Annotated in this window: 14 protein-coding genes; 7 read left to right on the forward strand and 7 right to left on the reverse strand. The window is 39.2% G+C overall.

Going from position 1 to position 13,264, the window contains the following annotated elements:
- Positions 1-20: 20 nt before the first annotated feature.
- From era to rplI, 4 genes are read right to left on the reverse strand one after another with little or no spacing between them, the layout of a single operon-like run.
- Positions 21-917, reverse strand: coding sequence for a GTPase Era (gene era, locus PGH07_RS02395; protein ID WP_289412309.1), 897 nt, complete (start codon positions 915-917; stop codon positions 21-23).
- 37 nt (positions 918-954) lie between these two features.
- Positions 955-2,283: an ATP-dependent protease ATPase subunit HslU gene (hslU, locus tag PGH07_RS02400; protein ID WP_289412311.1), complete on the reverse strand. Its 1,329-nt coding sequence runs from the start codon at positions 2,281-2,283 to the stop codon at positions 955-957.
- Between the two features lie 11 nt (positions 2,284-2,294).
- Entirely contained in the window at positions 2,295-2,825 is a 531-nt protein-coding gene (gene hslV / locus PGH07_RS02405) for an ATP-dependent protease subunit HslV (protein ID WP_289412313.1), read from the reverse strand.
- Positions 2,826-3,269, reverse strand: a complete 444-nt coding sequence (rplI, locus tag PGH07_RS02410; protein ID WP_289412314.1) for a 50S ribosomal protein L9 — start codon at positions 3,267-3,269, stop codon at positions 2,826-2,828.
- A gap of 97 nt (positions 3,270-3,366) precedes the next feature.
- Between rplI and PGH07_RS02415 the strand changes: the two genes are divergently transcribed.
- Complete coding sequence (locus PGH07_RS02415; RefSeq protein WP_289412315.1) at positions 3,367-5,316, forward strand: M3 family metallopeptidase; 1,950 nt, start codon at positions 3,367-3,369, stop codon at positions 5,314-5,316.
- A gap of 9 nt (positions 5,317-5,325) precedes the next feature.
- Entirely contained in the window at positions 5,326-5,847 is a 522-nt protein-coding gene (locus PGH07_RS02420; protein WP_289412316.1) for a hypothetical protein, read from the forward strand.
- A 39-nt stretch (positions 5,848-5,886) separates the two neighbouring features.
- On the opposite strand, the gene PGH07_RS02425 is transcribed toward PGH07_RS02420, so the two are convergent.
- On the reverse strand, positions 5,887-6,255 hold the full coding sequence (locus PGH07_RS02425; protein WP_289412318.1) for a hypothetical protein: 369 nt from the start codon (positions 6,253-6,255) through the stop codon (positions 5,887-5,889).
- A 122-nt stretch (positions 6,256-6,377) separates the two neighbouring features.
- Positions 6,378-7,652, reverse strand: coding sequence for an argininosuccinate synthase (locus PGH07_RS02430; protein ID WP_289412319.1), 1,275 nt, complete (start codon positions 7,650-7,652; stop codon positions 6,378-6,380).
- A gap of 276 nt (positions 7,653-7,928) precedes the next feature.
- Here PGH07_RS02430 and PGH07_RS02435 point away from each other — a divergent pair, with 276 nt between their 5' ends.
- On the forward strand, positions 7,929-9,578 hold the full coding sequence (locus PGH07_RS02435; RefSeq protein ID WP_289412320.1) for a Na/Pi cotransporter family protein: 1,650 nt from the start codon (positions 7,929-7,931) through the stop codon (positions 9,576-9,578).
- On the opposite strand, the gene PGH07_RS02440 is transcribed toward PGH07_RS02435, so the two are convergent.
- Positions 9,568-9,909 (reverse strand): thioredoxin family protein, encoded by a 342-nt coding sequence (locus PGH07_RS02440; RefSeq protein ID WP_289412322.1) that lies wholly within the window; start codon positions 9,907-9,909, stop codon positions 9,568-9,570. The genes PGH07_RS02435 and PGH07_RS02440 overlap by 11 nt on opposite strands.
- A 95-nt stretch (positions 9,910-10,004) precedes the next feature.
- Here PGH07_RS02440 and PGH07_RS02445 point away from each other — a divergent pair, with 95 nt between their 5' ends.
- The 4 genes from PGH07_RS02445 to PGH07_RS02460 are packed head-to-tail and all read left to right on the forward strand — an operon-like array spanning position 10,005 to position 13,256.
- On the forward strand, positions 10,005-10,787 hold the full coding sequence (locus tag PGH07_RS02445; RefSeq protein ID WP_289412323.1) for a pyridoxine 5'-phosphate synthase: 783 nt from the start codon (positions 10,005-10,007) through the stop codon (positions 10,785-10,787).
- Between the two features lie 19 nt (positions 10,788-10,806).
- Positions 10,807-11,739 carry a 4-hydroxythreonine-4-phosphate dehydrogenase gene (gene pdxA / locus PGH07_RS02450; protein ID WP_289412325.1) on the forward strand — a complete coding sequence of 311 codons (933 nt, stop codon included), beginning with the start codon at positions 10,807-10,809 and terminating at the stop codon, positions 11,737-11,739.
- Positions 11,729-12,730, forward strand: coding sequence for a M23 family metallopeptidase (locus PGH07_RS02455; protein ID WP_289412326.1), 1,002 nt, complete (start codon positions 11,729-11,731; stop codon positions 12,728-12,730). The genes pdxA and PGH07_RS02455 overlap by 11 nt, the downstream gene beginning before the upstream one ends.
- A complete protein-coding gene (locus PGH07_RS02460) occupies positions 12,711-13,256 on the forward strand; it encodes a polymer-forming cytoskeletal protein (RefSeq protein WP_289412328.1) in 546 nt (181 codons plus the stop codon). The genes PGH07_RS02455 and PGH07_RS02460 overlap by 20 nt, the downstream gene beginning before the upstream one ends.
- Positions 13,257-13,264 lie beyond the last annotated feature (8 nt).

Genomic DNA, 13,264 nt, shown 5'->3' on the forward strand with positions numbered 1-13,264 from the left:
GTATATTTTTTAATAAAAACTTAAAAAACATATCCTAAGGATTCTAAATCGTTTTTGTTTTTACTCCATCCCTTTTTTACGGCAACATGTAAATCCAGATATATTTTTTTCTGTGCAAACTCTTCAAGAAGTTCTCTTGCTAACTTGCCTACACGTTTGATTCCTTCTCCTCGTTTTCCCACGATCATACCTTTTTGAGTATCCTTCTCTACAATAATCGTTGCGTAAACACGGTCCATATTGTCACTCTCATCAATCTTCTCGATAACGACATCACTTTCATAAGGAATCTCATCACTTAGATTTTCAAAAATCGATTCTCGTATCAACTCTTTATATATATCGCGTATATTATCCGTAGTAAGAAGTTCAGGATCATAAAGATATGGAGATTCAGGCAGATATTTGACAATCTCATCTAACAGCTGTTCTTTTCCTACTTTTTTATTGACGGAAAACGGTATGATCGCTTCAAAGTGATCTTGATACTTCTGATACTGAGCAAGTTTATTAAGTATATCTCCCTGTTTTGCATGATCAATCTTTGTCAATACAATAATATGTTTGCTACCTTTTGCCTCACTTAACCGTAAAAACTTCTCATACTCATCCAATTTATCAGTAACAGGGGCAAGGAACAAAATAAGATCTGCATCCCCTATTGCTTTTAGAGCTTCATCAAGCATAAACTCATTCAGTAGTTTCTCTTTTTTATGGATACCCGGTGTATCGACAAATATGATCTGTGCACCTTTATGCATCTCAATAATATTCATACGCTTACGCGTTGCTTGAGCTTTTTTTGAGACCATAGCAAGTTTTTCGCCTACGATATGATTCAATAAAGTACTCTTCCCAGCATTGGGACGTCCTACTACCGCTACAAAACCTGCTTTTGTCTTTATCTCTTTAGACATCATTTATCCTTCAGGTGACTAATTGTTCACACTATGTTTATAATATATAACGTGTAGCATCTTCATCTTCTACTACGCTTCCGATCTTCTCATCAATCAACGTTTTGCTTACTGAAATTTCCTGTCCGGTATATTCATCGGCACTAAAACTGATCTCCTCAAGAACTTTCTCTACTACCGTGTGAAGACGTCTTGCACCGATATCTTCAGTTTTTTCATTGGCAGTCAATGAATAATGAGCTATGGCTCTAAGCGCTTCTTCTTCAAATGTAAGTGTCACACCTTCTACTTTCATCAGTGCCTGATATTGCTTGATTAGAGAATGTTTCGGTTCAGTAAGAATACGATAAAGCGTCTCCTCATCTAAACTGTTCAGCTCTACTCTCAATGGAAATCTTCCCTGAAGCTCAGGGATAAGATCACTTGGTTTGCTTAAGTGGAATGCACCTGCAGCAATAAAAAGGATATGATCAGTCTTGACCATTCCTAGCTTAGTCTGTACTGTTGAACCTTCAACAATAGGCAACAAGTCTCTTTGTACACCCTCTTTACTCGGGTCTTGTCTACTTTGAGCAGAAGACGAAACAGCAATCTTATCGATTTCATCAAGAAAAATGATACCGCCCTTTTCTACCTTTTCTAATGCCAAAGTCTTTAACTGCTCTTCATCGAGCAGTTCCTGACTTGCCTCAGTTTCCAGGATCTTCTTCGCATCTTTCACTGACAGCTCTTTCTCGGTACCTTTCTTTCCGTATGCACCAAGTACTTTGACAATAGACTCTTGTACTTGGATCATTTGAGGTGGAAGACCATCATCTGAAAGCATTGGATGATCTGGTACCTCCACTTTCACCATCAGATTATCTAGTTCACCTTTTTCAAACTTCTCCTGCATCTTGGCAAAAGCATGCTCATAGTCAGCCTTTTTCTGCTCACTCGCTCCGGCAGGAAGTGGAGGTAGAAGTTTTTCGATGATCTTATTTTCTACATAAATAGCGATCTTTTCCTTGTTCTTCTCATTCTCCTCTGCTCTAACAAGAGAGAGTGATGTTGTAGCAAGATCACGTACCATAGATTCTACATCACGTCCTACAAAACCGACTTCAGTATATTTACTTGCTTCTACCTTTATAAACGGTAGGTTCATCATTTTTGCCAAACGTCTGGCAATCTCGGTCTTACCTACTCCTGTACTTCCTATCATCAAAATATTCTTGGGAACAACATCATGCTGCATATCTTCATCTAGTTGCATACGTCTATAACGGTTTCGAAGTGCGACCGCAATAGTTTTTTTTGCATCCTTTTGACCAATTACATACTTATCAAGATAAGCTACAATCTCTTTAGGTGTCAAATTATCCACTAATCTCTTCCTTATAGTTCTAAGATTTTAATATTGGTATTAGTATAGATACAGAGTTCACCGGCAATCTGTAAAGACTCTTCTACAAGTGTTCTGGGATCAAGCCCGGCATGTTTATCCAATGCTCTCGCTGCAGAGATCGCATAGTTTCCTCCCGATCCGATCGCAGCTATCTTTCCGTCCTGTGGTTCAACAACATCACCGTTTCCGGTGAGTATAAAGATATGCTCTTTATTGAGTACGATCATCATCGCTTCAAGCTGACGGAGATGTTTATCTTTACGCCACATCTTTGAAAACCCTATGACAGATTTGAACAGATCCCCTTTGTATTCTGCAAGTTTGGATTCAAACATATCAAATAGGTTAAAAGCATCCGCAGTACTTCCTGCAAAACCGGCTAAGATACTTCCATTATAAAGTGTACGTATCTTAGTTGCATTTCCTTTGAGTACGGTATCTCCAAATGTAACCTGTCCATCACCGCCGATAACCGCTTTACCATCACCCTTATACCCCAGTATCGTAGTTGCATCAAACATTTATACCCCTACTATTTCTACTTTAAGTGTCGCGTGAATACCATGTCCCAACTTTGCATCAACATTATGGATACCTGTAGACTTGATCGCTTTTTTCAAGTTGATATTCTTTTTATCTAGCTCAATGTTGAGCTGTTCCAAAATCGCTTTCGAGATATCAGCATTACCTATAGATCCTTTTATCCCAACAGGTGCAGACTCTTTTTCGATCTTGATCGCAGTAGCTTCCAGCGTGATCTTCTCTGCTTCAAGTCTAGCTATTTCATCAGCTAGCTCTTGTGCCATACGTGCCTGTTCTTCCTTCCACTCCTCTACAACTGTAGGAGTTGCAAGCTTTGCCAATCCCTTCCCAATGAGAAAGTTCTGACCATATCCATCTTTTACTTCTTTTATTTCACCTGCACTTCCAAGTGATTTTACATCTTTGATCAATAATACTTTCATTCTATAATTCCTATTAAGTCTTAAAATTGCATATATTTTATCAAAGTTTTACTAACACATAGTAAAATGCCATAAAACCGATATATCAGGACAGCATATGTTTCAAGAATTTAAACTAGATAACTTAGAACACTTTTCAAAAGATTTAGAAGCTCTTTTAAATAGACAGAGAAAAGAGATCAAGTCTATCACAGACTCGAATGCAGTGGACTACGCTGATGTACTTAAACCTCTCCAGGATCTGGATGAAGAGCTTAGTCTTTTCTTTACCCCACTCTCACACCTCAACAGTGTAATGAACTCTGAAGAGACACAAAAAGCCTATGAGGCATCTCTTCCCCTACTTTCAAAGTTCAGTTCTGAAATGGCACAAAATATCGCCCTGTTTAAAAAGATAGAGGCTATCAAGGCTGATTCCAAAGAAGCGAAAAAAGTTCTAGAACATGAAGTGAGAGGTTTTATACTTTCTGGAGTTAATCTTCCCGAAGATAAGAAAAAACGCCTCGAAGAGATCAGTCTCAAACTCTCTGAACTCTCTAACCAGTTTTCACAAAATCTTCTTGATGCAACCAATGCCTATGAACTGATCATCGAAGATGAAAAAGATGTTGAGGGTATGCCTCAGTCTGACATCGATGCAGCTAAAGAGGAAATTGATGGAAAGACCGTTTATAAATTTACACTTCAATTTCCCAGTTATGTGGCCTACATGACGTACGGACCTAATCGTGAATATAGAAAAGAACTCTCTAAAGCCTATGCGACCCGTGCACCCGAAAATGAAGAAGTAATAGACCAAATCCTAGCACTTAAATATGAAAAATCACAGCTGCTGGGCTTTAGCTCTTACGCCCAGTATGCACTAGAGACACGTGATGCAAGTCATGAAGATGATGTCATCACATTCTTAAATGAATTGGCGGACGCTGCCTTGCCTCAAGCCAAAAATGAACTGACTGAACTTAAAGCATTCGCACTTAAAACAGATGATATAGAAGACTTAGCAGGATATGATGTAGGCTATTATTCAGAAAAACTGAAAAAAGAAAAGTTTGACTTTGATGATACAATGACCAAACCTTACTTTGAACAAGAGAAGGTTTTGCAGGGATTATTGTACATTGTTTCAGAACTTTTTGGTGTAACATTTGAACCTGCAGACATACCGACCTGGCACACATGTGTAAAACCTTTTGACATCTTTGAAGATGGAAAACTCTCCGGACGTATCTACTTTGATCTTGAAGCACGTAAAGAAAAACGCGGGGGGGCATGGATGAATGACTGGGAGACACACTATGTGGACAGCAAAGGAGAAACACACCTTCCTTCAGCTTTCATCGTGTGTAATTTTTCACCTACAACCCAAAATATACCTTCTTTACTTAGACATGATGATGTGGTGACACTCTTTCATGAAATGGGACATGCTATCCATCACCTATTTGGAAAATGTAAAGAGCGTTCAGTCTCAGGTATTAACGGTGTGGCATGGGATGTTGTGGAGTTCCCTTCACAGTTTTTAGAGAACTTTGCATATGAAGCAGCGATACTCAAACGTTTTGGTTTTCATTATGAAACTGGTGAGCCTATCTCAGATGAGCTGATGGCAAAAATAAAAGAGACCAAAAACTTTCAAGCAGCCCTTGGTATCTTGCGTCAAGTGGAATTTTCTTTGTTTGATTTTGTTCTGCATCAAGACCTTTATCAAGGTGAAGAAGTACAGACATTACTAGATGGTATTAGAGAAAAAACTTCTTTACTCAAGCCACCGAGTTATAACAAATTTCAACATGGATTTTCACATATCTTTGCAGGTGGTTATGCAGCAGGGTACTATAGTTATAAATGGGCTGAAGTACTCAGTGCGGATGCTTTTTTCTCTTGTTTGGATAATGAATCTGGATTTAACAAGGAACGTGCAAAAGGTTATAAAGAGTATATTCTTGCAAGCGGTGGTGCGATAGAGATGTCTGAACTCTATGAAGAGTGGCTTGGACGAAAAGCAGATGTGCAAAGTCTGATAAAACTCTATGAAATTGCATAAGGAGTGACAATGAAAGAGTACAGTTCTCTTTTTCTTACTATCATAGCTATCTTTCTTTTACTGGCAGCAGGGGCATACTTTAGCGCTACGTTTGAAGAACAGAGAACCTTTCTTGAACTCTTTTTCATTGCAGGTTCACTTCTTTTTATCTTTTCCGTTCTTGTGATCTTCTCAGCAATTGGATTCAAATCATTTGCACTTTTTTTAACACTCTTTGCAAGTATTGTATTGGTCATATTTGGGATAGAAGGTACACTGCTTGTGGTTGGGATGACCTACATTTTTTGGGGTGCGATCTTTGCGATGGAAGTACTGCTTTTTTACAACGGCGTGGTCAGTGCCCAAAAATGGTTTGAAGAACGGTATACCTTTAAAAGCTTTAGAAATGAATACTATGCTTTCTATCCAATGATGTTCATGCTTTATATACTACTTGAATGGATTCCCCATTTCTTCTATAGAGAAAGGCTGTTAAAGTTCTCACCTCATAGAGTGTTAGAGGTCATGAAAGAGCTTTTAAGACCGGAATAAAGCAAGAGTCAGCCAACCAACCGGCTCGCTATCTCTTCTTTAATTACTCAAACATTTACCACGATAACCCCACTTCACAATCATTCCCTTCTTATTTGTTTCTAAAAAGAGTTTACATGTTGAAGTAACTGTCTGGTAGTTATAGCCTACTACTCCGTACCCGTAATAACCATAACCAATAATAGGACCTGAGGGTATAGTATCGACCCTTGATCGTTCATAGACATAGACTTTATTCTGATTCGGCAATGAAAATGTGGAATCCGGATAACCTATCTTCGCAATCAAAGCATTGATATCCTTCCCTACCCATCCATCATACTTTTGTACAAACTTCTCATGTGTTGCACAACCACTCACCACTATCATACTTAATCCAATCACTATCAAGGAAAGAAGCTTTTTCATAGTAATACTCCTAAGTTGTATTTCTTAAATTATACTACACTTATGTGTATCAAATGTAAAATGGGATGAATAAGGAAAAATGAATAAAAAAGAAAATAAAAAGCGGGAGCAGAGAACTATTTCTAGTTCTCTGTTTTATCAGCGATCAAAGACGCAATACGCTCTGGCTGTTTTTTACCTTCGATAATAAAACGAAGTGCATTCAGACGGATAAAGCCTTCTGCATCTGCTTGGTTATATACTTCATCCTCTTCAAATGTCGAGTGCGCTTCTGAATAGAGTGACTCAGTTGAACTTCTACCTACTACGATCACATTACCTTTGTAAAGCTTGAGTTTTACTTCACCGTTTACTCTCTCTTGAGTTGTATCGATTGCTGCTTGCATCATCTTACGCTCTGGTGACCACCAGTAGCCATTATAGATCAGTTTTGCATATTTTGGCATAAGCTCATCTTTAAGGTGTGCTTCTTCTCTATCCAGTGTGATAGATTCGATTGCTCTGTGTGCTTTAAGCATGATCGTACCACCTGGAGTCTCATAACATCCACGTGCTTTCATACCTACATAACGGTTCTCTACGATATCGATACGTCCGATACCATGCTTATTACCATAATCATTAAGTGTTTTAAGGAGTGTAGCCGGGCTCATCTCTTCACCGTTGATTGCTACGGGGTCACCTTTTTTATAAGTGATCGTGATATACTCTGCCTCATCCGGAGCCTCTTCAGGAGAGTTTGTCCACAGCCACATATCATCTTCAGGCTCAGCTGCAGGATTTTCAAGGTGAAGCCCTTCATATGAGATATGAAGCAAGTTTGCATCCATAGAGTATGGACTTGCTTTAGGATTACCATGCTCATCCACGTGTTTTTTAGAGATCTCGATACCATTTTCTTTTGCATAAGCAAGAAGCTTCTCACGTGAATTAAGATCCCACTCTCTCCATGGTGCGATCACAGCGATATCCGGGTTAAGGCTTAGATAACCAAGCTCAAAACGTACCTGGTCATTCCCTTTACCGGTTGCACCGTGAGATACAGCATCCGCACCTGTCTGGTTAGCGATCTCGATCTGTTTTTTTGCAATAAGCGGTCTAGCGATCGATGTACCAAGAAGGTACTCACCTTCATAGATTGCATTTGCTCTGAACATCGGGAATACAAAATCTTTTACAAACTCTTCACGAAGGTCAAGAATGAAAATGTTTTCCGGTTTGATACCAAGTGCAATTGCTTTTTGACGAGCAGGCTCTACTTCCTCACCTTGTCCAAGGTCAGCAGTAAATGTCACTACTTCACAGTTATACTCATCTTGAAGCCACTTAAGGATAATACTCGTATCCAGTCCACCACTATATGCCAAAACAGCTTTTTTTATCTCTCTTTTTGCCATTGCTAGCCTTTTCTTATGTAATCGTTATAAATTTGACATGATTTTAACATAATCTTGGTTATGGCTGAGTGTCAGATTTATACGATTTTGAACATTCTTTTTTCTATGATTATCATTTTTTATTACGCTTTATGAAGTAAATAGTTCATAAGAGCAACGGAAGAGCGGTACAATGACATCACAAACCTATCGTACTTAAGATGTATAATATTATCCACACCTGATATAATATCACTATGTTGACCACCTAAGGTTGAGTTAAAGAGGTGTACATTAATGCAAGATCTGTTTATCGTATGGGTAGAAGCTTTTTCAGGACTCGGGCTATTTTTATTTGGTATGCTCTATCTTGAAGCACAAATAAAAATATCAGCCGGACGTGCTTTTAAACGTATAGTACAAAATGCTACAGCTACTACATTCAAAAGTCTCTTGACCGGTCTTGGTGCCACAGCACTTTTTCAGAGTTCCTCTGTTGTAACACTTATGACACTTTCCCTGGTTGGTGCCCAGATGATGGGCCTGCAAAGTGCACTGGGGGTGATCTTTGGCTCAAATATAGGAACAACAGTCACTACATGGATCGTAGCCCTTATTGGGTTTAAACTGGATATCAAAGTACTCTCCTATCTTATGATAGGACTTGGCGGATTGGGCAGTGTACTCTCCAGTGAATCGGGGAGATGGAAGAACTACTTTAATATGATGGTAGGATTTGGGTTGATCTTTTTGGGACTGGAGGGGATGAAAGATAGTTTTAACATTTTTTCAAAAAGCTTCGATCTATCCAACTATCTTTCAGTAAGCCCCTACTGGTTTGCCGTCATTGGTCTAGTTATCACTGCAATCATACAATCAAGTTCTGCATCTATCGCTATTATACAAAGTGCGCTCTTTACTCAAATGGTCTCTTTTGAGGCTGCAGCAGCTTTTGTAGTAGGAGCCAATATCGGTACTACAGTTACAGCAGTTCTTGGTGCAATGGGTGGTATACCTGACAAAAAACGAACTGCTATAGCCCACCTGGTATTTAACATTAGTACTGCCTTGGTCGTACTTTTAACGCTTCAATGGATGATCATTCCCTTTGAAACATACCTTTTTGGTATAGATGATGTAGTCAAGATTGCCCTTTTTCATACTTTATTCAATCTTGTGGGAGTAGTGTTATGGTATCCGTTCATTGGATCTTTGGCTAATTGGGTCGGAAAATTCTTTACCAAAGAGGTCATACAGGTCACCCATTTTATCCATAATGTACCTTTGGCAGTACCGGAGCTGGCACTTGAGGCATTACAAAAAGAGATCATACACCTTTCTGATAAGATAGAAGAGTTTGCTCTTTTATCTATCAATATCCCACCCCCAAAAGCATTGGAAAAACAATATGGAGTAGACAGACTGCTCGAACTTTATAATCAAAACTTTGATCTCTCCTATGAAAAGCTCTATGAGAAAATACGTTTGATCGAAGGAGAAATCTATCGTTATAACTCCATGCTTTCCTCTAAAGATAATCTTGAGGCACATCAATTGCAGCTCAAAGAGTTATCACGTAAAAATATCTATCTATCAACTGCAGCAAAATCTATCAAAGATATGCTGGCAGATATCAATAACTTTTATGAGGCAACTTCACCGGAAGAGCAGACCTTTTATAAGAACCTGCGTTATCAGATACTTAAAACCGTTTTGGCATTTCATAATGCAAAAGAAGGTGACCATGAAGCCATTGAAGAGCTGGAATCAACGTATAACAAAATTGCAGCTTCATATAAGAACAGTATGAAACTTATCGAAGATATGGCAAAGAATACACATATTAAACCAGAGATAACTGCCATGGCCATCAATGATATGCATTTAGTCAAAAGCTTCTCAAAATCTTTGAGAAATACGCTTAATATTACAAATTCTAAAGATTAAACCCATATTTTTTCAGTATGACCTCAACTACCGGCTTTTTATATGCCCCGGTATGCCTGAAGACCTCTTCGCCATCTTCATCAAAAAAAAGCTGTGCAGGCATCTCTTTGAGTTTGTAGATATCGCGGCTTATGATACGGTCTCTTTGAGAGTCTATTGAATAGATCTGAAGTCCCGGGTGCTCTTGCAATAACTCATAAAAAACTTTTGACATTGCGATGCAACTATAACAGTGACTCATACCGAAAGAGAGCACTGTTGGTTTGCCGTTACCTATCATATCTTTGATCTCATTATATGACTCTACCGGAAGAATATCTTTGTTTACCATTATTTCTCCAATGATCTGTGTTGTGGCGATTATACAAATCGTATCTTAAAAATATTTTTAGATATAATCAATAGATATTATTTAGGGAGTGAAACATGTTACTAGGTGTCAATATTGATCATATTGCTGTACTGAGAGAAGCAAGAAGAGTTGGGGATCCGGATCCGCTGGATGCCTTAGGCATTTGTAAACGTGCCGGTGCGGATCAGATCACGATTCATTTGCGTGAGGACAGACGGCATATCCAAGATGCTGATGCACAGCATATTATTGATCTTTCTGCACTTCCTGTAAATCTTGAGTGTGCTATTGCACCGGAGATGATCGATATCGCCTGTAAACTTAAGCCCCACCGTGTAACACTGGTACCTGAAAAACGTGAAGAAGTGACGACAGAAGGTGGTCTGGCAGTCACTGGAGATCAGCCAAAACTTGCAGAAGCGATCAGTAGACTACAAGAACATGAGATTGAAGTATCACTATTTATTGATCCGACCTCTGAAGCACTTAAAGCCTCCAAGACATTAGGTGTTGAGTGGATAGAGTTTCATACCGGTAAATATGCCAATATCTATGCAATGCTTTATACCAATTTGGCAAAAACCCATCATACGATCCCTGAACTTGAACTCCCGCGCAATGAACTCAAAAAAATGCTTGAAGAAGAACTTTATGAACTACGTGTACTAAGCAAAGAAGCGAAAGAGATTGGTCTAAAGGTAGCAGCAGGTCATGGACTTAATATGCAGAATGTCTCAGCGATTGTAGAGATCGAACACATCGAAGAGTTGAATATTGGTCAAAGTATCATCGCACGTTCTATCTATACAGGGTTAGAGCAGGCTATCATCGATATGAAACATAAACTTATACGTTGAGTTAAAGAAGAAGTACGCAATGCAAAACCTTCAACAAGTTGCAATAAGTATCGGCGATCTAAACGGAATCGGAATACAGCTAGCCCTTGAAAATCATGGCAAAATCTGCGAACTTGTCAAACCGATCTATTGTATCGATAGAGCAATGCTGAAACAGGCAGCCTCCAAGCTCAATCTGTCTATCCCGGAAGAGTTTCAAACCATAGAAGATATTGCACCCTACTTTGAGATAAAACCGGGCATTGTCAGTAAAGAAAGCGGTGCTTATGCTTATGCCTCATTTTGCAAAGCTGTCGAACTCGCAAAAGCACATGCAGTAGATGCCGTCAGTACACTTCCTATACACAAAAAAGCTTGGGAGTTAGCAGGAGTAAAGTATAAAGGACATACTGATGCCCTGCGTGACTTTTTCGACGCGAAAGCAATCATGATGCTTGGTTGTCCGAAAATGTATGTTGCGCTCTTTACCGAACATATCCCTCTCAATGAGGTTGCCAAAAGCATCAATGCCAAAGATCTTACCCGTTTTTTAATAGACTTCTATCATACGGCCCAACCCAAAAATACTGTGGCTGTTCTTGGTCTTAACCCTCATGCAGGAGATGAGGGTGTACTGGGAAATGAAGAGACTATCATCAATGAATCTATCAAAAATGCACATAAACAATTGGACAAGCACGTCTTTACATCGCCGCTAGTTCCAGATGTTGCCTTTACTCCTCATGTACGTGCACACTATACCCACTATATCGCTATGTACCATGATCAGGGACTTGCACCGCTCAAAGCACTCTATTTTGATGAAGGGATCAATGTCTCGCTCAATTTGCCCATACTAAGAACTTCTGTTGATCACGGGACAGCTTTTGATATAGCCTATAAAGGTTTCAAACTCAATGCCCTGAGCTATATCAATGCTATCAGGTACATTAGGGAAAGAGATGAAAAATAGACTCATCATCACCATCAGTGATATCAACGGGTCTATACAGTACAGCGTACATGAGATCATCAAAAAGATCATAGTCGGAGTAATTCTTCTACTGATTACGATCGCCTTTGCCACTTATCTTTATATTAATTTTCTTAACAACAAGGTAACTAAGCTCAATAGTCAAAAAGTCGAATTTCAAAATGAGATCATTGTACTCGAAGAAAAAAGTGCAACCTACAAGCACAAAAATGACATTCTGGAAAAACAAAACTTACAACTTACACACTTGATACAGGAAAATAGCGACAAACTTGCTTCTGTCAATGAAAAACTTCAAGAGGTAGAAGAGATGATAGGCTATGGGCCTGATCTCAATGCCAGTTTCCAAGCCAGACTGGAAGAAGAAAGAGAAGAAACTGCTCAAAGCCTCAAAGAAAAACTTGTAGATTTTCAAATCCAGACCATACAAAAAGTTCTGTTCTTAAACAGTATTCCTAACGGTAAACCCCTTGACTACAAACGTATCAGCAGCACTTACGGTTATCGTACTCATCCTATCACAAAAAGAAACTCCTTCCATCCTGCACTTGATCTAAAAGCCCGCAAAGGTACTCCTGTTTATGCCCCGGCCAATGGGGTGGTAGTCTATGCCAAACGTAAAGGCGCTTACGGAAACTTTCTTTTGCTAGCACACTCTTTTGGATTCAAAACTGCTTATGGACATCTTAGCGGTTTTGCTGTCAAAAGCGGTGACTACGTCAACAAAGGAGATCTTATCGCTTATGTAGGAAGTACAGGAAGAAGTACAGGCCCACACCTTCACTATGAGATCAGGTATCTTGAAAAATGGCTGAATCCAAAGCCTTTTATCTCATGGGATGAAGAAAATATATACTCTATCAGCGAAGATGTACCTAGGGTAAAATGGAAAAGTATTCTAGGACAGATCGAAAAGATCATTAACCTCTCAAATGAACAAAAGGATCTCAATGGCACTGTTTCGTCGTAAAAAGAAATCCAGACCGACTCCAAAGATAAACTCTGCAACAATCATTACATCATGCATGGAAATCACCGGCGAACTTAAAGGTAGCGATACTGTTCATATTGACGGAACCGTCATTGGGAATGTTTCAGTAAGCAATATACTTGTGATCGGAAAGTCCGGGTACATAAAAGGGAATGTATACGCGAAGCATGCTATCATCAACGGTAAACTTGAAGGAAGTATCATGTGTGATACTCTGGAAATCATGGAAGAGGGACAACTTTCACAAGAAGCTCGTGCCAAAGAGATCACAATAGATGGTTCTGTCGATGGTATTATTACCGCCGTTGACAAAATCAACTTGCTTGAACATGCCATCGTCAATACCGAACAAATACGTAGTAAGAATATAACAGTTGACGGTAAATTGACAGGAGAAGTAGTAGCAAGCAAACTATTAAGGATAGGAACAAACGGTCAGGTCAGTGGAGAGATCAATGCCAAGAGGGTTGAACTTGCGCCCGGTGCCAAATTGGACAAGGCATAAGATGTATA

Source organism: Sulfurovum zhangzhouensis, from assembly GCF_030347965.1.
Lineage (GTDB): Bacteria > Campylobacterota > Campylobacteria > Campylobacterales > Sulfurovaceae > Sulfurovum > Sulfurovum zhangzhouensis.